Genomic DNA, 22,890 nt, shown 5'->3' with positions numbered 1-22,890 from the left:
ATCCTGATTCCGTCATAAATTGTTACAGATCAATCTGTCCATTGCAGAAGCGCGCGAATTTGATCCACTAAATCCATGGCTTCAAAGGGTTTAGTAATCACCCCCGTTACTCCTAACTGAATAAATTGTTGTTTCTCACTCATTTTTGCCTTAGCAGTTAACAAAATTGTGGGAATATTGTGGGTTTCGGGATTGGCTTGTAAATGCTTAAAGGTGGTGGCTCCATCCATATCGGGCATCATCACATCCAAGAGAATGGCATCGGGTTGGGCTTTCTCGGCCAAAACCAATCCATCACTCCCACAGCAAGCGCTGATGACCTCCCAACCCCCAGCAACTTCCAGGCAAATTTGGATAATCTCCCGCACCCCATCATCATCATCAATAATCAGAATTCGTTTTGTTGTCATGATTTCACTTCCGTTGATATTGCCATCGGTAGGGTGAAGTAAAAACAACTTCCCTGATCTACTTTACTCTGTACCCAGATCTGCCCACCATGTTGTTCGACAATGGAACGACAAATGGCCAAACCTAACCCGGTTCCACCTTTTTTGCGAGAGTCTGAGGCATCGACTTGATGAAAACGCTCGAAGATTTTTTCAATTTTATCGGGAGGAATCCCTCGACCTTGATCTTTAATTTTAAACAAAATCTGGGGTTTTTCGGCCAGATTTTCTGGAGATTCCATCTCTACACTCACCTTAATATTATCCCCGGACTCGGAAAATTTGATCGCGTTACTTAATAAATTAGTTAGCACTTGTAATATCCGGTCGGGATCGGCATAAAATTCTAAACTTGGGCTACTAAACTCTAAACTAATCCCGGTGCGATTAGCCATAACCTGCATTTGTTCCGTGGCTCGCAAAAGTAAATCCGTCGAATTCACAACTTGTTTATTCAGACAAATTTTTCCCGATTCTAACCGTTCTAATTCTAAAATATCATTGACTAATCGGACTAAACGTTCGGCACTTTCGGCAGCAATTTTCATCACGTGGACTCCCCGTTCTGACTGGGGATCAATTAATCCGGTCGATAACAGATTTAACCCGCCATGAATCGAAGTTAAAGGAGTTCTCAATTCATGACTAACCACGGAAATAAACTCATCTTTCATCCGTTCAATGGCATCTCTTTCGGTAATATCTTCCCCAATACTCATCATCCCGATCGCATTTCCTTGTAAATCTTTTAACAGGGTATGATTCCAACTAATAATTTTTTCCTCTCCCAATTTTGTCACAATTAACTGTTGACTATAGGGTTTAAAATGATAGTCTAATAGTTCTGCAAAGTCTGAGGCACTCAGCCTTTGAGCCGAATTTTCTTGAAAATCTGCTAACCAATTTTTTCCTAAAACTTCCGTTTGGGTATAGCCCATGACTTCCAATAAAAAGCGATTGACATATTCAACTTTCCCATGCCGATCTAATCCGACCACTAATAACCGGACATTTTCTAATAAACTCCGCCACCGTCTTTCAGCTTCAAGCAAATTCGCTTGACTTTGTTTTTGTTCGGTAATATCCCGAGCCATGGTGGAGAAAAGATACACCTGTCCTTCATGATTTTTATGGGCAATAATTAACTGAGATAGGGGAATTTCCCGGCCATCATAGCTGGTTAGTGCAGTTTCACCGATCCAAGATCCCTCTCGAATTGCCGTAGGAAATCCTTCATTTTCAATGATTTCAACCGCCCATTGGGGATGATTTTGAGGAACATGTTGATTGCTGATTTTTCCCTCTCGATCTAATCCTAAAATTCGTCGAGCAGACTGGTTATAATAAACCACTTCTCCTCCGGGTTTTGCCGAGGAAATAAAGTCGGGAGTCGCTTCAATAATGGAAATCAGTTTATCTCGTTCGGCTTCAGCTTGTTTGCGTTGGGTAATATCTTGCATCACCACCATTCCGGCAAAAATTTCGTCCTGTTCGTTGCGAACGGGTAAGGCTTGATGATAATAAATTCGTCCCTCATATTCTACTTCGGAAATCGTCGTTTCCCCAGCTAAAGCCGACCGATATAGGGGTTCCACAATCTCTAATAGGGGGCTCGGTAAAACTTGCCAAATGGTTTTTCCTTCTAACATTTTTCGAGATAATCCCTTGAGGACTAAGCCCATGCCATCGGCAATGGTATAACGGAAATCCAGATCGACTAAAAATACGGCTCCATCGGGAAAATTCTTAACTAAGGTGCGATATTGTTCCTCACTTTTTCTTAGTTTAAATTCGGTACGATGTCGCTGCATCAATTCAAATTGTAAGCGCTCATTAGCGGTTTCTAATTCGGCTGTGCGTTGAGTCACTCGTAATTCTAATTCTTGATTATTTTGTTGCAATAATTGTTCGGTTTCTTTACGATGGGTAATATCTTTGGCAATTCCCCCCCGACGATCTAATTGTCCGGTTTCATTCAAAATTGGAAATCCCCGATCCCAAATCCAACGATAGGAGCCATCGGGACGCAAAATCCGATATTCTAAATCAAATCCCTGCCCCTGGGGATTTTGGCGGGCGAGTAACACCCGGTTTTGATCCTGGGGATGAATGGTATCAATAAAGGATTGGAAATTCTGATAGATGGCGTCAGGGTTTTGATTCCAAATGGGTTGATAGGCGGGACTGACATAGATAAACTGATTACCTAGGGCATTGGTAATCCAAAAAACATCATCAATATTTTCAGCCAGTTGGCGGAATTTTTTCTCGGTTTCGGCATGGGAGCCGCGAATTCTTAATGCCATAATTCCATAGACAATATCATCCACTAATTCTTTGAGTAATTTAACTTCGGCCGGATCAAAAGCATTGACCTGAGTGGAATATAAATTCAGTACGCCAAAGGGAATTGATGAAATTTCTCCATTCAATGCTGGTTGTAAATTTTGGTTGTGAGCCTCAGTGGTCATGATTAAAGGCAGGGCAATGGAGGAGGTATAACCCCGTTTTTGAGCCTGTTGTTTCCAGGGGGCATAATTGCCATTGGTATCAAAGTTTTGAAAGATACAGGTTTTTGCGGTTCTGACGGCCGTTCCCGAGGGCCCCTGTCCCCATTTACTGTCATCCCAAGTCACGGTCAAATCGTCTAAATAGCCCGCTTCAAATCCAGCTTTAGCCACCGGAATAATTTTTTTGTCGGAGGTATATTGGGTATAGCCGACCCAGGCAAAATGGTAGCCCCCAACATTAATTAGAGTTTGACAAATATCATGGAGTAATTCACTTTCTGTAGTGGCTCTGACTAGGGCTTGATTACAGTCGCTAATGGTTCTTAAGGCTCGGTTAACCTGATGTAATTCTTGTTCGGCTCGTTTGCGATCGCTAATATCGGTATAAGATCCCACCATCCGCACTAGGTTTTCCCCCGCATCCCACAGGGCTTGACCCCGATCTAAAATCCATTTATAACTGCCATCTTTGCACAGAACTCGATGCTCGGTAATATAAAAGGGTGTTTTTTGGTCTAAATGGTCTCGAATGGCTTTCATCACCCCGGGTAAATCATCGGGATGGACTCGTTGATTCCATTGGGTTAAATGATCACAGATTTCTTGTTCATGATAGCCTAACATTTCTTTCCATCGTGGGGAGAAAAAAACCTCGCGAGTTTGGATATTCCAATCCCAAATTCCGTCGTTATTTCCTCTTAAAGCCAGTTGCCATCGTTCTTCACTTTTTCGTAAAGCTTCTTCAGTTTGTTTGCGTTCTTCAATATCTTCTAGTGCTAATAGAATATAGTTTTTTCCTTCCCATAATTCATTCACGGGAGAAACAAAAATTTGCACCCAATTGAGTTGACCATCGGGGAGAATACACTGTTTTTGTACAGAAAAGGTTTCGATTAAACCTTGGTCTTGGATTGCTTCTAGCCAATTCTTTTCGTCTGCATCGGGGTGATGAATAAAATCATTAATCTGGCCACCGATTAATTGTTCCTCAGAATATCCGGTAATCCGACAATAGCGTTGATTCACCCGCAGCAGTTTTCCCGATAGATTCACTAAAGCAAAGCCAACGGCGGCTTGTTCAAAAATGCTTCGGAATCGTTCTTCACTTTTGACTAATTCTTGTTCGGCTTGTTTGCGATCGCTGACATTTTGAGCCAGGGACAATAAAGAAACTAAATTCCCATCTTCATCTCGAACAACGGAATTGTACCACTCACAATCAATCACTCGGCCGTCTTTGGTGCGATTTTGAGCTTCAAAAATTTGGTGATTATCGGTGCCATCAATTAGATGAATCATTTGTTGGTTCATCTGTAAAACATTAGTGCCAAAAACTTCTTTAAATGTAGACCATTTTTGACCCAAGACTTCCGCCGATGTCCAGCCAAAGATCCTTTCTGCTTGGGATGACCAGCGTTTAATTTTGAGTTGCTGATCCCATTCAATTACAGCCAAGGGAGAATTATCAAAATGACAGGATAAACATTGATGAGTCTGTTTTAATTCAGCAATTAATTCCGCCTGTTTTAAGGCAATTCCGACTTGATCGGCCAGTTGTTTCAAAAAGTTGGTTTCTAGGGTAGTCCATTGACGAGGTTCGGCACATTTATGAGCCATCAAAAATCCCCATAATTTCGGTTTAGGTTCGGGGAAATTATCGGTTAATTCTGGATTTTCCGGTGAGGTAATAATCGAATCAATTTCTTTTTTTTCTAACCAAATCGGCACAATTAAAATAGCTTTAACTTGGAAAAATTCCATCAATTTTAAATAGCAATTATCTAAATTCTCTTGACCCACATCGCTAAAACTAATCACCTGATCTGGTACAGCAGTATCGGACAGGTATGGGGTTAATTCCGGGGTATAAATCGTATGGGATAATAGGGATGACCATTGGGATATAACGGCTTCTTGAACCACTGTAGCCCCCTTCTGGGGATGTAATTTTAACATAATTACTCGGTCAACATTTAGAACTTTCTGCACCTCCTCAACGGTGGTTTTTAAAATTAAATCCAGTTCTAAAGATTGCCTAATTTTTGAGGTAATTTCGGTTAATAGGTTTAAAAACTGATTTTGTTTTTGAGTTTCCGCCAAGGCGCGTTTTTGTTCGGTAATATCTCGCGTGGTTGCTAAAAGGGTTTTAACCTGTCCCCCCTGTTGAATTTCCGGCACAATTAAGGTCTGAAAAGATCGCACTCCTTCGGGGGTTTCAAAGTCAAACTCAAATTGTTGAGGCTGTCCGGTATCTAATACCTGTTGACAATTCTTATGCCATTCTTGAGTAACCAGAGTAGAAATTCCTAATTCCTGATTTGTTTTTCCAATAAATTTTTCCTGGGCAATTTGAGTAATAAAAGCCATGCGACGGTTAACAAAAACATAGCGTAATTTATGATCTAGCCGAACAATACAATCCCCCGCATTATCCATTAATATTTCTAGTTCGGTTTTGCGAGTTTGAATTTGAGTTTCAATCCGTTGTCGTTCTTCAATTTGTTTTTTTAAGCATTCTTTAGTTACCTGGAGCGAGGGGGTAGGATTTAGGGTTGGGGAATGGTTGTTTTCAGATACTTTTTGCAGAACTGCTTTCACCGTGGAACATTGAGTTAGATCTTTAATTACGGCTATAACTTCTATTTTTGATAGGGGATAAATCTCAACTAAAATCTGATAATCTTGGCGATTTTGATCACATTTATAAATAATATGTTGAGCTACTTGAGTTTGGATTACCTGTTGAATTAGAGGAGTAAATTCAGAGGATTCCTGGGGATTTTCTAACTCTTGTAACATCTGAAAAAATGCGTTAGATTCCGAAGATAAATTACGAGCCGATTCCGTCGGTAAAATATAAATTTGTTCCTGTTCACAATCAATGATCAGGATCAGATCATGAATCACTCCCAAAAATTGATTAATCTGCCATCGAGCATCCCAGGTTGGGGAATGGATCACCTGGTATCCCCGATTCGGAAAATGAGAACAAATTTCTGAAGTCGTCATAGTAAAAATTAAATTAATATTAAATTTTATAGAGACTTTTGGAATAATCTATTTCACTAATTATATCCGATTTTAAACCCACTTTTTCCCTAAACTGATACTGAAACTGAACTCTTTTCTTCCCCAAAACCCAAAACCCAAAACCCAAAACCCATTACCCATTACCCATTACCTATTCCCCATTCCCTATAACCTATAGTTAATCTATTAAGTTAATTTAAGGTACTCAGACGGTTGTTTTTAAGGAGAGTAGATTTGTGAATGCTGCTGAACAGGCGAATAACGTGGTAGTTGCCAGCAAAATTGCATCGGTTGTAACTTTATTTAAAACTCAATTTCCCGACGCCCGGGTCGATCTCAAACCCTGGACAAATGACCCAGAGACACGGGAACTGGTTGATCCTGATTCTATTGATATTGGGTTCCACTTTCCGGGTCGGAGTCGCTTATTGCAAAGTCGCTGTATTTTAATTGAAATTCGGTTTTATCATGATCCGATTGATCAAACCCGTCGCGTCATTGGTGTCGAAGCCGCCGGATATGACCATCAAGGACAACAGTGGAAAGTCTCCACGATTGAAAATTGGAATTTTGTGGGTCAAACTGAACCCGAGCCCGAATCGGCGGAAAAATTAAAGCTCTTTTGTCGGCAAATCTTCCAACTGTTTAATCCTAACCCGTAGTGAGTCCTTTAGGACTCAATCTTTATATTCGTAGTGAGTCCTTCAGGACTCAATCTTTTATTAATACTAAGAAATAGATCATGGGAATTATCAACTTACTATCTTTCTATAAACCAAATCACAACGTTGGGTTTCAACTCCCGTTGTGGGTTCATAGCCAGAATGTTCATAGAGTCGTACGGCTTCTTTTAAGACCGACGCGGTTTCAATCCAAATTTCCTTAAACCCCTTTTGTTTAATGGTTTGTTCTAATTGTAATAACAGAAACTTTCCTAACCCTTTTCCGCGAGCTTCTGGTAATAAATACATTTTTCTAATTTCTACCGCCAGATTTCCTCGTTTAATCGGGTAAAATCCCGCCGTTCCGATTAACCGTTGATCCTTTTCTATGACCCAAAATTCTCCCCCGGTCTGTTGATAATATTCCTCCACTTCATAAATATCTATATCTGCGCCATCAGGTTCTGACCCTAATCCATATTCAGTTAAAACAGCAGTGATTAAATCCACCGCTTCCTGACGATCCTGGGGTAGCCAATCTCGAATAAAAAAATTGTGATATTCAGTGTTCATGCTATTACAGATCTGTGATTTCCCCTAACTTCAAAATATCCTCAGAATAACTTAATAAAGTATTAAGGCGGTTTTGAATCGGGATGAGACGACTGTTAAACGTGGCACTTTGACGGGCGGCTTGCAGAAATTTCATATCCATTTCCAAGAGTCGCATCTGTTTATGGGTTTCGGTTAAATAGGATTGAATTGGAGACTCAACGGTGGGATCAAAATCACCATCGCTGATCCCCATAATTTCGGTTTTAAACGTGGCTTTTAGCTGCTGAAAACTTTGTTTTAAACCGATGGGATCAACTGGAACTAACATTACCTTGATATCAAGCTGTTTTAAGCTATTTTGGAACTGCGCGATCGCCTTACAAGCAGATTTTGACAACATATTATGAAGAAACTTGTCTACAATTATTAAATAATAGATAAGTATTGTGATCGGGTTTTTGCCCCTTTTCAGCTAAATCCGATCCGCTACCCCATAGACTAAATCCTGATGTTAAGGGACATTGGCGGTTAGGCCTCTGCTGTAAAAATGGATTAAGAGGTAGATTAAGCTTACCTTAAGAGGTGTTATTCTTCTATCAAGTGCAATTCAATTCCGTGAAACTTCAACCTTTCACTGCTTGGGGCTTTTTATTCCTTGTACGGACATAAAAAAGCACATAATTTTTAGTTATCTGATATTTTTATCAGTATTATTACCCTTTAGGTGTAACTGTCATGAATATTCAAACCCTTGCCAAAAAAGACTTCTCCTATGATTGTAGCATCCCCGATTGGTTAAACCAATGTATGGAGATATCGGGAGATCTGGTAAAATCTGATACATCGGTTTCGACAAACAGCGATTTAATCGTGCGGGCGTTTCAATTTGCCTATCAATTGCACCAAGGCCAGTATCGCAAATCAGGAGAACCCTATATTAATCATCCGATTGCCGTGGCGGGTCTATTGCGGTATTTAGGAGGGGATTCGGCGATGGTGGCGGCGGGTTTTCTCCATGACATTATTGAAGATACCGAAGTCACCCCGGAAGAAATAGAACAGCATTTTGGGGCAGAAGTTCGCCATTTAGTCGAAGGCGTCACCAAACTGTCTAAATTTAATTTTTCTAATACCACAGAACGTCAAGCGGAGAACTTCCGGCGAATGTTTTTAGCCATGGCGAAAGATATTCGGGTGATTGTAGTTAAACTCGCTGACCGACTGCATAATATGCGAACTTTGGACTTTTTACCCGAACATAAACAGCGTAGCATTGCCTTAGAAACCCGAGAAATTTTTGCCCCCCTGGCTAATCGTTTAGGGATCGGTCGGCTAAAATGGGAATTAGAAGATTTAGCTTTTAAATATTTAGAACCCGAAGCGTACAAAGATATTAAGGAATTAGTTTTCGATCGCCGAGCATTTCGAGAGGAAAAATTAGCCCAACTTGCTCAAGTTTTACGCGACAGACTAGAGAAAGCGGGAATTAAATGTTATGAAGTCAGTGGACGACCTAAACATCTGTATGGCATTTATAAAAAAATGAACCAAAGACAGAAACAGTTCCATGAAATTTATGATATTGCCGCCCTCCGAGTTATTGTGGAAACTAACGAAGAATGTTATCGGACTTTGGCAATTGTTCATGATGCTTTTCGGCCAATTCCCGGTCGTTTTAAAGATTATATTGGATTACCTAAACCTAATCGCTATCAGTCATTACATACGGGAGTAATTGGCAATACGGGAAGATCGGTTGAAGTCCAAATTCGTACCGTAGAAATGCACCATATTGCTGAATATGGGATTGCCGCCCATTGGAAGTATAAAGAAAAAGGAAATTCCAATCTCGGTGAAGTCACGGGAATGGATGATAAGTTTACTTGGTTACGACAATTATTAGAGTGGCAAAGTGATTTAAAAGATGCTACAGAATATCTGGAAAGCGTTAAAAGTAACTTAGAGTTTGATGATGTTTATGTCTTTACTCCAGAGGGAGATGTAATTGCTTTAACTCACGGGGCGACCCCGGTTGATTTTGCCTATCGAATTCATAGTGAAGTCGGGAATCATTGTAAAGGAGCGAAGGTAAATGAACGAATTGTCACCTTAGATACTCCCCTAAAAAATGGCGATATTGTGGAAATATTAACCCAGAAAAATATTCGCCCTAGTTTAGATTGGTTAAATTTTGTTAAAACTAATACCGCTAAAAATCGGATTCGTCAGTGGTATAAGCGATCGCACCGGGATGAAAATATTGATCGAGGACGGGAATTATTAGAGAAAGAAATGGGAAAAAATGGCTTTGAATCCCTGCTCAAATCTGAACCCATGTTATCGGTTTCTAAGCGCTGTAACTATCATAATGTTGATGATTTATTAGCCGCATTAGGTTATGGGGAAATCACCTTAAATTTAGTGGTAAATCGTCTGCGGGATGTGGTTAAATCCCAGAGTCAAATTCAAACGGTTTCCCAAGAACTAACTACCACTTCTTTACAGGTTCCTCACCTACCTTCCTATTCTCAACTTCCGTCTTCATCCCCGAGTAATTCTCCAATTATGGGAGTTGAAGGATTACTTTATCATATTGCGGGGTGTTGTAATCCGATTCCAGGGGAACCAATTATTGGGGTTGTTACCCGCACAAAAGGGATTTCCATTCATCAACAAGGGTGTCCTAATACCTTAACAGTGGAGGGAGAAAGATTCGTTCCTTTGAGTTGGAATCCCAACTATCAACAGGGGGGACGTCCTCAAACCTATGGGGTGAATATTTGTATCGAAGTCTTAGATCGAGTCGGGGTTTTGAATGATATTTTATCCCGTTTGAAAGATAATAATATTAACGTTTGTAGCGCCCAAGTTAAGACTTTTCCTGATGCTCCGGCGTTAATTGAGTTGGGTATTGAAATTTGCGATCGCGAACAATTTGAACGCACTTGCGCCCAAGTCAAAAATATCAGCGATGTATTAACTTTGCGTCGGATTAATAGTAAATAGTAGAGTAGGGAACAGGGAACAGGGAACAGGGAACAGTAGTAGGGGCAATTCATGAATTGCCCCTACTTAGAATCTAAGTTGAAACAGAAATCACCTGTTCAACGCTTTCATTTCCCATTCTATCTACTGCCCGAACCGCATAATTTCCTGGGTTAACACTAACAGAAGTTGTATTTTTATCTACCACTTTTACTAACTGCCAACCCGTAGAAAATTGTTGATAAATCGCCCAGGATCGGATATCATTAGTATTAGCAGGCATCCAAGAAATCATACCAGAACTGGTTTGAATGCCATTGGGAGATTCCGGGGGTTGATTATCCAACCAAGGCATAATCGGAACTAATGCAGGAGTCGGATAAACCGCACTTTTGAAAATTTCATTCACTCCGTGGCGATTATCTCGGAACATCTTCATACTAAAAAAGATATTTCCTAAAGATAATTGGGGCGCTGTTTGTCGAGAAATTGCCACCTGTCTTTGTATTTCAGAAATAGGCCATTCATTATCAATCCGATAGAGAGCATTTCCGGTATAAACATGAAGTCGTCGCGGGTTATTTTGTAACCACCAATTTAATAGCACCGGATAACTTTGTTGAGGAGGATCAATTTTCCAATACAATTGAGGCGCTAAATAATCCATCCACCCTTGTTCAACCCATAATTTAACATCCGCATATAGAGAAGCATATTGATCTAATCCAACAATTCCTGGAGCTTTTCCAGGGCGATAAATCCCAAAGGGACTAATGCCAAATTTAACATAAGGTTTAATCGCTTTAATCCCTTCATGAATGCGTTTAATCATCAGATTAACATTTTCTCGCCGCCAATCTGATAGTGCTAAATTTCCTCCGGCAGCACGATAGGCATTATAGGTTTGACTATCAGGAAAAGGAACCCCACTTTGAGGATAGGGATAGAAATAATCATCTAAATGAATGCCATCAAGATCATAGCGTTGTACCACATCCATAATTACATTATAGGTTTGATCTTGAACTTCCTTTGCCCCCGGTTCCATCCACATTAAATCCCCATATTGATAGGCATATTGGGGGAATTTTGCCGCCATGTGATTCGGTGCAAAAGCGGCATTTCCTCTTAATCTCGCCCGATAAGGATTAAACCAAGCGTGGAGTTCAATATTGCGTTTATGGGATTCTTCAATCGCAAATTGTAGGGGATCATAATAGGGTTCGGGGGGTTTTCCTTGGGTTCCAGTTAACCACGCACTCCAAGGTTCAATACTAGAACTATAGAAGGCATCTCCATTCGGACGAACTTGCAGAATTAAGGCATTTAAGTTTAATTCTTGCATCCTATTTAGGATAGCAATTAGTTCAAATTTTTGTTGATCAACTGACAAATTTGATTTAGACGGCCAATCAATATTGGCGACCGTCGCCACCCAAACTCCCCTAAATTCTCGTTGATGACTAATGGAATTTGTCGGATTAATTATTCCCTGGGATAATAAATTTTCCGATTGTTCTTGTCTGAGTATGGGGATATTAACGGAAGTAGAAAGAACAGGAAATTGAGCTAAGGTTAATCCCAAGAAAATACAACAAAAGCCCAAGGCTAAATATCGTTGAAATTTGGTAATTTTTCCCAGTCTAATTTTTTGAATTTGACTTGTAAGTGAACGAGTTAAAGATTTTAAGCGTTTAATTCGCAAATACCCCAAATAATTCTGGGGTTTAATGGAGTTCCAATTCATGTTTTTTGTTGCAGGAGATGACTAATATCAGTTATCAGTAAATAGTAATCAGTTATCAGTTATGAAAGCGTTGACAGTGATCATTGATAAGTCAAGTATTAATTTAACTTCTTTCACTGATGACTGTTAACTGATGACTGATGACTGATGACTGATGACTGATGACTGATGACTGATGACTGATTAATAGCTTAACGAACAAGGGGACATCTTACAAGGGAATGATCCCAATAGTAAAAAATTAATATCTTCCTTGAGTCAATGCTGCCCCATTTTCGGTACAATATCTGAGTACAACTTGATCGAGGAAAAAAGAATGACTCAGGTTAAAATTGGCATTATTGGCGGCAGTGGGTTGTATAACATGGAGGCATTTACCGATGTGGAAGAACTCCATATTGATACTCCCTATGGTCAACCTTCCGATGCTATTTTAGTCGGAACTTTAGAGGGAATGCGCGTGGCATTTCTGGCCAGACATGGACGCACCCATAGATTTTTGCCGACAGAATTACCCTATCGGGCTAATATTTATGCGCTCAAAAGTTTAGGAGTTGAATATATTATTTCCGCTTCGGCGGTGGGTTCATTAAAAGAAGAATTTAAACCCTTAGATTTAGTTGTTCCTGATCAATTTATTGATCGAACTAACCAACGAATTTCTACTTTTTTTGGGAATGGTGCTGTGGCTCATATTACCTTTGGTGATCCATTTTGTCCCCAATTATCAAAAGTATTAGGAGAAGCGATCGCTAGTTTAAATTTACCCGATATTGATTATCATTTATCGGGAACCTATGTTTGTATGGAAGGGCCAGCATTTTCTACCAAAGCCGAATCTAATTTATATCGGAGTTGGGGTGGAACAATTATTGGGATGACTAATTTAACCGAAGCCAAATTAGCGCGAGAAGCGGAAATTGCCTATACAACCTTAGCATTAGTCACCGATTATGATTGTTGGCATCCAGATCATGATCATGTCACCGTAGAAATGGTAATTCAAAACCTCCGCAAAAATGGGGTTAATGCTCAACAAGTAATTCAAGAAACTGTGCGCCGTTTAAAATATCATTTACCGAAATCCGAAGCCCATTCTGCCTTAAAGTATGCGGTTTTAACCCCCTTAAATCAAATTCCTTCAGAACGCCTACAACAGTTAGAATTATTGTTGAAAAAATATATCTAAACCCAAGGTGGCAACAGCCACCTAAATTATAATAAATTAATCCCAACAAAACCGTTGTTGCGCTTCAGCGCATCTTTTCTCTAACTTAATAACACAAGTATTGACAGTAATGATAAAACTTTATATTAAAAGGAGAAATAGCTGATGATTGCTCATCCCCAGCGGCAATTGATGACTCCCCAGGAGTACCTGAAATGGGAAGAACAACAACCCCTGAAGTATGAATATATTAATGGGCAAGTCTTGGCTATGACTGGGGGAACTCTTTCCCATAACTCTATTGCCTTAAACCTCGCCTCCTCGCTCAAAAATCACCTACGGGGTAAGGGGTGTAAAGTCTTCATGGCAGATGCTAAAGTGGGAGTTTCACAAAATGGCCCCTTTCACTATCCTGATGTCATGGTCACTTGTGACAGTCGAGATCAAACTGCTCGCCAGGTTGTCTATCATCCTTGTCTGATTGTAGAAGTATTGTCACCTGGTACAGAACATATTGATCAGGGGAAAAAATTTAGGAATTATCGTCGAATTGATACTTTAAAAGAATATGTTCTGATTGAAGCAGAAACCATGAGTGTAGATTGTTACCGACTGAATGAGAAAGAAAAATGGGAACTCACTGCTTATTCCCTGGAAGAAACTGCTACCAACGAGACAGACTTGGAAGTTCACTTCACCAGCGTTAATTTCCATTGTCCTATTTCTTTGCTGTATGAAGATGTTGTTTTTCCTGAAGACAATACAGAGCCATCTGTTGAAGGTTAAGCAAATAATTGATATAATCCTATCAATTAATTAATTCTTAGCCGCATGATCATGTTAGCCACCTCCCGCACCTACACGATTACTTGGGAAAAGTTGCCGGATGATTTTGTGCTACCCGATGACCCTGTGGATAATATCAATCAACCCGCCCTGGCCGCCGCCCTAACCGAAAGTTTGCAACTGGCCGGAAAACTGCCAGAAACGGCTCTCACCCCGACGAACTACGGCATTTGTGCAACTATCAATGGCAAAATGGCTGTTAAAGCCCCCGATTGGGCCTACATTCCCCAGATTTCCGTGAGTCGAGGGGAAGTAGTTCGCAGTTATACCCCCCAACTCCAGGGGGAAAATCCGGCTTTGGTTTTAGAGTTTTTATCCGATACCGACGGAGGAGAATATTCAGTTAAAGAAACCTATCCCCCCGGGAAATTCTTCTTCTATGAACAGATTTTGCAAGTCCCCAATTACGGTATTTTTGAACCCAACTCAGGGAGCTTAGAATTGTATCGTTTTGGTGATACCCAACGGTATAAACTGGAATCGGTGAATGAGCAGGGCTGGTTTTGGATACCGGAAATGCACCTTTTTCTAGGAGCTTGGCAAGGAACTCGCGAAAACCGTCAGGGCCATTGGTTGCGCTGGTGGGATGAACAGGGTAATTTGCTATTGTGGGGTACAGAAAAGGTTGAACAGGAACGGCAACGGGCCGAGCAGGAACGCCAACGGGCCGAAAGATTAAAAGCCCAACTGCGCGCTGCTGGAATTGAGCCTGTAGAATAGGGCCAAGCATAAACTGTTAACTGCTACTCCCAGAAGGTTTTATGATTAAGACAGGTAAATCAAAATCATGCTTGAACACCTCAAGAGGATAAAGGGCCGATGCTCTATTTAGCGGAAGTACAAAAGCAGAGTAACAAATTTGGTCTGGGTGGCGGGAGGACAGAACTCAAGCTATTGGCTTGTCAGCGAGGTGAAAACAATTGGAGCGCCGTATCCGGGGATGAGGTTGTCCTGGCTGAAGATGCAACTAATTTCAAGGATGGAACTTTAGTTTTAGTCGATCTGAATACGGGTAAACAGGTACAGCGCATTCAAGAAGCTGCACGCCAACTGGTGGGAATTCTCCAAGATTTTTCTCGGTTGCAAGAAAAATTCAAAACCCAACAGGAAGAAATCGAACAGTGGAAAGAGTCCTTGACTTACCAAAGTCAAGAATTGAATCGTCGGGAAATGGAAATGGAAGCCCGACGGGAACAAATGGAACAACTGGAGGGAGAATTAGAGCGACTCGAACAGCAGCGTCAAGAAATTGATCGCTCTAAGGATGAAAGTAACCGTCTGCGTTCTGAAATTGATCAAGCCCGTCAAGATATTGAAACCACTAGGGCCGCATTACAACAGCAACGACAACAGCTTGAAGAACAACAAGCCGCCTTGCAGTCGTCTCCCTCCTTAAATACGGAACAGTCAGAACTCCTGGGAAATTTACTGAATAAACTGTCTAACCCCATTTCGATTTCACCCCTACAAACACAACTGGAGCGCTCCCGGGAACAGGTAGCCATTGCTCTGAATGGGCTAGAACAACATCGCCAACGGTTACAGGAACAGCGTTCCGAAGCAGAACAACTTCAACAAACCGTAGACAGTAAGACAACAGAGATTGAACAGCAATGGCAGCAATGGCAACAGGCTCAGGATACTTTAATCCAAAACCGGGCGAAGTTAGCCTGTGAACAACAGTTACTTCAAACCAAACAGGACTATGCCCAAACCTTAAAAACCCTGATCCAAAACCGTCAAACCCTATTAGAACAGTTACAGGATTTAGCCTCCCGTCAATCTGAAAGTGATCCGGTTGTCGCCAGCGTGAAGGTAGATGTCCAAGCCTTGGAAGCGATGTCCTTGGAACAATTAGAAACTGAAGTCAAACAACTGGAAAAAGAGTGGGATCGCTGGTTTCGGATGGTGGGAGAACAGGAGGAGGAACTCAAATACAAACTTGAAGATATTGGTAAAATTCAGGAAAAACTCAAAACCGTTAGTGATTCCGAACGGGAAGATTTACAAACGGAATTAACCGATGAACAAGACGCCTATCAAATGCTGAATGAAACCTTAGTGGGTCAGCGGCGTACCCTCAAAGAACGGGAGGAACATAAAACCCAATATCAAGCGGTTTTACTCCGTCGCCAAGGTTTACCCGCCGTAAACCCTGGAGGGGCTGTGGATTTTAAATCGGTGATTGCCAGTTTGGAAACCCAACAACAGGAACAAAAACAGCAACTCCAAACTTTGGAAACCGAAATTCAACAACTGAGTTCGAGCTTTGAACAACGGCAAACCGATCTTAATAGTCGCACCAACACCACCGAACAAACCCGCCAACAGTTAGAAACGACTGAACAAAGTTGGATCGAACAGCAACGGATGGTAGCAGAACTTTGGGGCCGGATCAGTTTATATCAGGAAATGTTACAACCTGTTCAAGATTCCTGGAATCAAGTTCGCCAACAGTTGGAACAAACCACAACTGAATTGAATCAGTTGGTCGAAATTTCCCAAAATCAAACCCAGACAACGGAACAATTACGGCAAGTTTTATCAGTTATCAGTTAACAGTCATCAGTTATCAGTGTAAGAGTTATCAGTGTAAGAGTCATCAGTAAAGAGTTCATTTTCAATAGTCGTGGGCTAAAAACTGATAACTACTAACTGCTAACTGTTAACTGCTAACTACTAACTGATGACTGATGACTGATTATTATTCTTCCTCAAAGCCTGATTCTGCTGTTAAATCGGGGGTTTGATTGTTGGTTTCCGGGTCAACGGGGATACAGATGAAGTTATCATCCTGAGTATAAATCAGGTTTTGTTGACGGAGTTTCCCCATCAACCGGGTTACAGTAACTCGTGTAGTCCCGATCGCACTACCAATTTGAGAGTGAGTTAATGACCAAGGGAGACGATAGCCTTTAAACCCATCCTCCCCATCACCACTGGTATAATACTCGCCGTATTCTTCAATCAGTAAGGTTAAAAATCCCAGAAGTCGGTCAATGGTACGTCGTTGACCCAATGTACTTAACCAAAGTAATTTCCGTTGATGCTGATAGCGAAAAGCATCGAGGACTTCCCGACGAAAATGGGGCCAGTTATCCAAGTCATGCCAATACATCCATAAAACCGTTGTATCATCGGCGTGACTATAGGCTTGCAGGCTAAAAGGCGACTGGGCAATCAATTCAAAGGGTTGACCCGCACCTACAAAACCCAGAAAAGCCTCGTCTAAATTGCGATTACGCGGTTTGGATTTGGGTCTACTCTCGGCATATTGCAGTTCAGCGCTACCCACTAACCGGACAGCGCCTCGTTGCACTAAATACAGTAACCCAGGACGGGCTGGAATCCGTTCATCTTTAGTGAAACTACGACAACGATAATGTTCCTGGGCCCAGTCGGTAATCCGTTGCCAGGTTAAAAACGGTCGGTTAGAATCGGTTGGAATCGGGGAAGACTGTATCATTAGATCGGCTCATTAAAAATTTTCAATCAAAATCAAAGGCAAGAGGGCGGTTAAGACACCTAGGAGTTAAACGGTGTATTTGATGCTTGAAGTAGATGGGTTTGAGACATTTTAACCAATGTAGCAAAAAACACATCCCTTTGGGAATCAATAATCAATTCTTTTCAAAAATAAATTTCAAAAAATTTTGGTCATGTCTTAACCTAATCTGCTGATAATATCAGATTTGAGCAACTTGGCAAGGTCGTTTGAGCACTCATGCTAACTCTAGCAGATAGGTTAAGGGCACAACTGAGACAAACCTTGGATTGTTTAGGAATTGATACGGCTGACTCTCAGGAAATTCGCGTAAATTGGATGAAAAATCAAACTGGGGTAATCTATGGATCGGCGATCGCCCTGAAATTGGCCTGCCGTTTGCATCAATCCCCTTTGGATCTGGCCACGTCCATCGGTCTGAAGTTCCCAACCCTCCACTTAGGTAAATTAGCGGAGGTCACAATTCAGGTATTACCCTCGGGACTGTTGCAGTTTGAGTTCACGGATGTGGGAATTGCCGCTTGGTTAGAACAAATCATCCGGTATCCATGGACACCCACGCCAATTGGGGAGCGAAAAATTCTGCCCGATCAATTTTTAATTCAATATAGTCATGCTCGCTGTTGTTCCTTATTGCGTTTAGGCGATCGCGATCAGTTAATTACTTTAGAAGCATCTAATTTATTTTCTACATTACCCTTAAAAATCAGTCCCCATTCTCCCCCGATTCCCTGGTTAAATCCCCAAGGAAAACTACAATTTACCCAAAATTATGAATATCAACTGCTGACCCAATCTGTGAATCTGGTTGATCTTTTGTTCTGTTCTGCTATTCCTCAAAATTGGCAAAAAATTGCCGAACAATTTAGCCAACATTTCCAACAATTTTATCGTTATTGTCAAATTTGGGGAGAAGTCAAACAAAATCAACCCGAGTTGGCTCAAGCTAGGCTGGGTTTAATTTTTATTACCCAATTTCTCCTAAAAATTTTATTAGAAGAAAAATTAGGAATTATGGCTCCCCTAGACCTGTAGTAAGCCCTTTAGGGCTATGACTAAATCAATTTAATCCACTAAAAAATCCGTTAGAACTTCATCTGGTTCATCTTGATCATTATCATCAGTTAAAAGTTTAGAAAAATTAGAACTAGGCGAAAGAGAAGGTTTAGGAATCACGATTTTTTCAATCCCCAGTAGTTTAGCTTCTAGTTTAGCTACTTGATTCGATAACGGTTCTAAGGATTTAACTTTTTGCTGCAAATTTAATAACTCTTTTTGGAGATTAAAATATTCCAAATCGACGGACTCACTACTCAAAAAAACGCTGCTTTTATCTAAATATTGACCAATTGCTTCTTGAATTAATTCTTCTAAGGAATGTCCAGTTTTTAGGGATAATTGATTGAGTTGTTCAGCCCATTCAGAAGAAACTGTAGTTTCTATTTTTGTAATTTCTAAGCTCATCACTATTAAGGTTATGGGATACTTACTATGCTAATTTAATTTTAAAAGCGGGAATAGGGAATAGGAAAGTCTTGATATTGCCTATTCCCTATAAAATGCAATTGCTCTTTAACTATGATTAGGATTGGGAAAAGTACGCTTAAATTCTTCGATTAATTCGTCAATTTCTTCTAATGCTTGATTAACGTCTATTCTCAGAGTTCCTAAATTGGGTTTTTCTAATAGCTTAACGAGGGATTCCCGTTTACCTTCAATTAAAGCAACTCTTTCCCTAATGGTATTAGCATCCATGTTTTTTTCCTCTCTCAGTGAATCAGTTATTAATTGAACATCCCACCGTTAACCATCCTAGCGTCAGATAACGGAGAATTTTAGGTTATCAAACCCATCATCACAGGAGGAAAATCTACCTTCCTCCGGCCTATAAATTTAGTATACCCTATAGAGATAATAAAATGGCATATAGAACCCAAAAAACAAAGTAAATTATTCAAGTTCTTGGAGACGATTTAACACCTCTTGATGGGCTGCTTTCCGACCTAATTTATCATAGAGTTCCGCCGCTTTTTGAAAATCAGATCTAGCGTTAATTTTATTCTTCAATTTCAGATAGGCTAAAGCTCGATTATAATAGGCATCAGCAAAACCAGGATTTAAACGAATGGCTTCGGTATAATCCTCAATTGGATTAGGGGCGCGAGTGGGTTCACCAATATTAGCGGCTAAAAGAGTCCGTGCAATTCCCCGATTAAAATAGGCTTCGGGATTGTTCGGATTTAATTCAATGGCTTGATTAAAAGCATCAATCGCATCCCAGGTTTCTCCTTGGTCTAATAAAGTTAACCCTTGAAAATAAAACGCCTGATAGGTTCGCGGAAAATCCAAGGAAACCGGGTTGGCTTCTGGGAGTTTTTCATCAATAACTAAATCCGATGATTTTAAGCCCGTTTCTAATAATTTTACAATAAATAAATTAATCGGAACTGCCGCATTGAATCCCGTTTTAATGGGAGCCACATCACCGGAACTCGTTTGAGCAAAGCCAAATTCCCCCTGTCCATGTAGGCCCACCACCCGGGCTTCAGAATCAAAAACCGGCCCCCCACTCATGCCACTCCAAGTAACCGCTTGATAGCGTAAATTATAGCCTTCTGGACGACTTTTCGGGCGACTGGTAACCAATCCTGGCGATAATTCGGGTTCTCTTTCCACTCCGGTTAATCCCCCAGTTGCGGGATATCCATAAACATAAATTTGAGCGCCAATAACCGCTTGTTCAGAATTACCTAATGTGGCAATGGGATAGTTTTGAGAACTTTCAAATTGAATAATAGCTAAATCCGGTTCTTGATCATCATTTTGTAACCGAACAATTTTTATCTGCGGATGACTATTTCCATCGGAAGTTCGCACACTATATTTAACATTTGGATCTTCTACAACATGATTCACCGTCAAAACCGTATAAACCTTGCCATTTTTAGCAATAATTACCCCAGACCCATCTCCTAACGGACTGTTAATTTGCACGGTAATCGGTTCGGCAATTTCTGCCACCTGTTGCGCCGTTTTTGCCAGGACAATTGTAGATTGACTTACCACCAGGGTGACAACCGTTGCTGTGCCCGTGAGCAGATAAAGAAAGGAGTCAGAATTCCATGACCCTAAACCCATGATGCAACTCCTCCGTATGAATGGGCTTGATTTTCCATTATCCATTACCTTTAAAAAATTTCAGAAAAAATCAGCAAGAGGACAATATTATTTATAGACGTAAATTGACTAAATTTTGTTCATCATTTTTCTGACTTATATCTTAAGTTAATCCAAATAAGACGAGCTTGCAAGTCACTCTCAATAATTGCTTGTGCTGATTCCGACAGTTGACTGGGATCATGAAGCAACCATAACCAAACGTGAGTATCAAGTAAAATCATTCCCCTAATGCTTCCCAAAGCTTAGGCATAGGTTCATCAAAATCACTGGCAATAGTAATTGCTTTTCCCCTGAGTGGGTAATGTTTTGTTATCGGTGTAGTTTGACAGGGGACAATTCTAACAATGGGTAAACCATCGCGAGTAATTACAACTTCAGATTGGTTTGTTGTAACCTCGTCAACAATCGCATTTAGGGAGAGATCAATTTCCTGTATATTGAGATATTTCATATAAGTAGCTATTCTCTAATAGATCTATCATTCTACAAACTTCTGAAAACTATTTTATCCTAATTTGTCTCAAAAGTGGAATTACTCAACAGGAATTAACGACTAATCAGTCAATTTTAATTGAAATAGGGACAAGTGATTAATAATAACTTGAGTTAATCCTTCTAAAGTATATTCTCGCGCTTCGATGTCTACCCGTCCCAAAAGATTCATGCAGCTTTTAGAGGTTTGGGGGCCAATCGAAGCAATACAAATTGTATCTAAATAATCCGGGGTTAAAACTTTTTCCGGTAGGGCTTGAATCAGTTGACAGAAATTTTTAACGGTTTTAGAACTGGCAAAAGTAATCACATCAATTTTTTTACCCTGTAAAGATTCTAAAACTTCAGGTGAAATACTCTCAGGACAACCGGATTCATAGGCGGCAACTTCTGTTATGATTGCTCCTTTTGCTGTTAATTCCTGTACTAAAATTTCCCGTCCTCCGGTTTCAACTCGGGGGAATAAAATTCTTTTTCCTTCTAGGGACTCTGGGAAATGTTCAACTAGGGAATCCGCAATAAAATCCGGCGGAATAAAATCAGGTTTTAAACAAAGTTTTTGTAAACTAGCGGCGGTTTTTTTACCGACTACGGCAATTTTAGTTTGACCTAAACTCCGGGTATCTTTTCCTAGAGTAATCAAACGATTAAAAAAGTATTCTACTCCATTAGAAGAAGTCAAAATCAACCAATCAAAACTATTTTCTAATTGTACAATAGCCTGATCTAAACTCTCCCAACTCAACGGAGGTGTAATGACTAAAGCAGGCATTTCAATAACAATTGCTCCTTGAGCTTTTAACAAGTCACTTTGGAGACTTGATTGTTCTACAGAACGAGTCACTAATATAGTTTTACCGAATAGGGGTTGGTTCATAGTAGCCGAATTTAAAATAGAATTTTGAGGCTGTTTTTCCTGTTGCCAAGGGTGTTGGTCTGGGTTGATAAAATCCCGTAAACGGACAACTTCACCCACCACAATTACACAGGGAGATAGGGATTGATTCACTGTTATTTCTACAATATCATTTAATGTGCCAACCCAAACTTTTTGTTGTGAACAACCGCCCGATTGAATAATCGCAATAGGGGTTTGAGGGAGGCGTTCATGGCGTAAGAGTTGATGAACAATTTCGGCTAAATTCCGTCCTCCCATTAGAATAACTAGGGTTTCTATCTGGGAAACAATTTGCCAATCCAAGGCTTCTAAATCATGGGCAGTTAGGACGGCAAAACAACGACTCATTACCGGGTCAGTCAGGGGAATATGGGCGAGGGTTGGAGCCGCTAAAGCCGAAGAAAGTCCGGGGATAACTGCAAATTTGCATTCCGATTCAATTAGGGCTTGAATTTCTGAAGTTGTGCGTCCAAAAATAAAAGGATCGCCTCCTTTTAAACGGATAACTTGTTTTCCTTCTTGGCAATATTTAACCAATAATTGATTAATTTCTGTCTGGAGAGTGCTGGGTTTTCCGCCGCGTTTTCCGACTTCTAATTTTAAGCAATTTTTCGGGATTAAGGTTAAAATAGAATCATCAACTAAAGCATCATAAATCAGCACTTCCGCTTGGGAAAGTAACTGTTGGGCTTGTAGGGTAAGATAGGCAATTTCCCCTAGCCCAGCCCCGATTAAATAAACTTTTCCAGTTGGGTTAATCATTAATTAATTTCATAAAAATTAAGGTGACAATCTAATTTTATCCTAATTTCAGCGTGTGAAACTTTAAGAAGTGTCACAGAGGCGATCGCAATCTGAATATT

Annotated in this window: 19 protein-coding genes; 7 read left to right on the top strand and 12 right to left on the bottom strand. The window is 40.4% G+C overall.

Translation table 11 applies throughout. The features are described 5' to 3' along the window. Nucleotides 1-29 precede the first annotated feature (29 nt). Both PL9631_RS23090 and PL9631_RS23085 read right to left on the bottom strand, forming a co-directional pair. The gene (locus PL9631_RS23090) at nucleotides 30-410 is read right to left on the bottom strand and encodes a response regulator (protein ID WP_083624006.1); all 381 of its coding nucleotides are present in this window, start codon (nucleotides 408-410) and stop codon (nucleotides 30-32) included. Beyond that, nucleotides 407-5,968 (bottom strand): PAS domain S-box protein, encoded by a 5,562-nt coding sequence (locus PL9631_RS23085; RefSeq protein ID WP_083624004.1) that lies wholly within the window; start codon nucleotides 5,966-5,968, stop codon nucleotides 407-409. The genes PL9631_RS23090 and PL9631_RS23085 overlap by 4 nt, the downstream gene beginning before the upstream one ends. 257 nt (nucleotides 5,969-6,225) lie before the next feature. Here PL9631_RS23085 and PL9631_RS23080 point away from each other — a divergent pair, with 257 nt between their 5' ends. Further along, complete coding sequence (locus PL9631_RS23080) at nucleotides 6,226-6,651, top strand: hypothetical protein (RefSeq protein ID WP_079680850.1); 426 nt, start codon at nucleotides 6,226-6,228, stop codon at nucleotides 6,649-6,651. A gap of 90 nt (nucleotides 6,652-6,741) precedes the next feature. Here PL9631_RS23080 and PL9631_RS23075 read toward each other — a convergent pair whose 3' ends face one another. Then, nucleotides 6,742-7,224 (bottom strand): GNAT family N-acetyltransferase, encoded by a 483-nt coding sequence (locus PL9631_RS23075; protein ID WP_083624002.1) that lies wholly within the window; start codon nucleotides 7,222-7,224, stop codon nucleotides 6,742-6,744. A gap of 4 nt (nucleotides 7,225-7,228) precedes the next feature. Next, nucleotides 7,229-7,606 (bottom strand): heterocyst frequency control protein PatD, encoded by a 378-nt coding sequence (gene patD / locus PL9631_RS23070; protein WP_156090668.1) that lies wholly within the window; start codon nucleotides 7,604-7,606, stop codon nucleotides 7,229-7,231. Between the two features lie 335 nt (nucleotides 7,607-7,941). Here patD and PL9631_RS23065 point away from each other — a divergent pair, with 335 nt between their 5' ends. After that, a complete protein-coding gene (locus PL9631_RS23065) occupies nucleotides 7,942-10,212 on the top strand; it encodes a RelA/SpoT family protein (RefSeq protein ID WP_083623998.1) in 2,271 nt (756 codons plus the stop codon). Nucleotides 10,213-10,285: 73 nt separating this feature from the next. Here PL9631_RS23065 and PL9631_RS23060 read toward each other — a convergent pair whose 3' ends face one another. Further along, nucleotides 10,286-11,938, bottom strand: coding sequence for a glycoside hydrolase family 10 protein (locus PL9631_RS23060; RefSeq protein WP_083623997.1), 1,653 nt, complete (start codon nucleotides 11,936-11,938; stop codon nucleotides 10,286-10,288). Between the two features lie 316 nt (nucleotides 11,939-12,254). Between PL9631_RS23060 and PL9631_RS23055 the strand changes: the two genes are divergently transcribed. The 4 genes from PL9631_RS23055 to hmpF all read left to right on the top strand — a co-directional run bounded on the left by PL9631_RS23055 (nucleotide 12,255) and on the right by hmpF (nucleotide 16,511). After that, nucleotides 12,255-13,127: an S-methyl-5'-thioadenosine phosphorylase gene (locus PL9631_RS23055; protein ID WP_083623995.1), complete on the top strand. Its 873-nt coding sequence runs from the start codon at nucleotides 12,255-12,257 to the stop codon at nucleotides 13,125-13,127. Between the two features lie 144 nt (nucleotides 13,128-13,271). After that, nucleotides 13,272-13,892 (top strand): Uma2 family endonuclease, encoded by a 621-nt coding sequence (locus PL9631_RS23050; RefSeq protein ID WP_083623993.1) that lies wholly within the window; start codon nucleotides 13,272-13,274, stop codon nucleotides 13,890-13,892. Between the two features lie 51 nt (nucleotides 13,893-13,943). Beyond that, entirely contained in the window at nucleotides 13,944-14,672 is a 729-nt protein-coding gene (locus PL9631_RS23045) for a Uma2 family endonuclease (RefSeq protein ID WP_083624329.1), read from the top strand. A 99-nt stretch (nucleotides 14,673-14,771) separates the two neighbouring features. Next, the gene (hmpF, locus tag PL9631_RS23040; RefSeq protein WP_083623991.1) at nucleotides 14,772-16,511 is read left to right on the top strand and encodes a pilus motility taxis protein HmpF; all 1,740 of its coding nucleotides are present in this window, start codon (nucleotides 14,772-14,774) and stop codon (nucleotides 16,509-16,511) included. Between the two features lie 145 nt (nucleotides 16,512-16,656). Here hmpF and PL9631_RS23035 read toward each other — a convergent pair whose 3' ends face one another. Then, nucleotides 16,657-17,418 carry a Crp/Fnr family transcriptional regulator gene (locus PL9631_RS23035; protein ID WP_156090667.1) on the bottom strand — a complete coding sequence of 254 codons (762 nt, stop codon included), beginning with the start codon at nucleotides 17,416-17,418 and terminating at the stop codon, nucleotides 16,657-16,659. Between the two features lie 258 nt (nucleotides 17,419-17,676). Here PL9631_RS23035 and PL9631_RS23030 point away from each other — a divergent pair, with 258 nt between their 5' ends. Continuing rightward, entirely contained in the window at nucleotides 17,677-18,492 is an 816-nt protein-coding gene (locus PL9631_RS23030; RefSeq protein WP_083623990.1) for a DALR anticodon-binding domain-containing protein, read from the top strand. 30 nt (nucleotides 18,493-18,522) lie between these two features. On the opposite strand, the gene PL9631_RS23025 is transcribed toward PL9631_RS23030, so the two are convergent. The 6 genes from PL9631_RS23025 to cobA form a co-directional block, all read right to left on the bottom strand. After that, on the bottom strand, nucleotides 18,523-18,921 hold the full coding sequence (locus PL9631_RS23025; protein ID WP_083623988.1) for a hypothetical protein: 399 nt from the start codon (nucleotides 18,919-18,921) through the stop codon (nucleotides 18,523-18,525). A 108-nt stretch (nucleotides 18,922-19,029) separates the two neighbouring features. Next, nucleotides 19,030-19,212, bottom strand: a complete 183-nt coding sequence (locus PL9631_RS23020) for a hypothetical protein (protein ID WP_083623986.1) — start codon at nucleotides 19,210-19,212, stop codon at nucleotides 19,030-19,032. A gap of 195 nt (nucleotides 19,213-19,407) precedes the next feature. Continuing rightward, nucleotides 19,408-20,595: a tetratricopeptide repeat-containing S1 family peptidase gene (locus tag PL9631_RS23015; protein ID WP_083623984.1), complete on the bottom strand. Its 1,188-nt coding sequence runs from the start codon at nucleotides 20,593-20,595 to the stop codon at nucleotides 19,408-19,410. Nucleotides 20,596-20,717: 122 nt separating this feature from the next. Beyond that, the gene (locus PL9631_RS26345) at nucleotides 20,718-20,858 is read right to left on the bottom strand and encodes a PIN domain-containing protein (protein WP_197046476.1); all 141 of its coding nucleotides are present in this window, start codon (nucleotides 20,856-20,858) and stop codon (nucleotides 20,718-20,720) included. Continuing rightward, nucleotides 20,855-21,088 carry a type II toxin-antitoxin system Phd/YefM family antitoxin gene (locus PL9631_RS23005; RefSeq protein WP_083623982.1) on the bottom strand — a complete coding sequence of 78 codons (234 nt, stop codon included), beginning with the start codon at nucleotides 21,086-21,088 and terminating at the stop codon, nucleotides 20,855-20,857. The genes PL9631_RS26345 and PL9631_RS23005 overlap by 4 nt, the downstream gene beginning before the upstream one ends. A 102-nt stretch (nucleotides 21,089-21,190) precedes the next feature. After that, nucleotides 21,191-22,789 carry a uroporphyrinogen-III C-methyltransferase gene (gene cobA / locus PL9631_RS23000; protein ID WP_083623981.1) on the bottom strand — a complete coding sequence of 533 codons (1,599 nt, stop codon included), beginning with the start codon at nucleotides 22,787-22,789 and terminating at the stop codon, nucleotides 21,191-21,193. Nucleotides 22,790-22,890: the final 101 nt, after the last annotated feature.

The sequence above is a fragment of the Planktothrix paucivesiculata PCC 9631 genome (assembly GCF_900009265.2).
GTDB classification, from domain to species: Bacteria; Cyanobacteriota; Cyanobacteriia; order Cyanobacteriales; family Microcoleaceae; genus Planktothrix; species Planktothrix paucivesiculata.
This window is presented reverse-complemented; position numbering and strand designations above follow the sequence as displayed.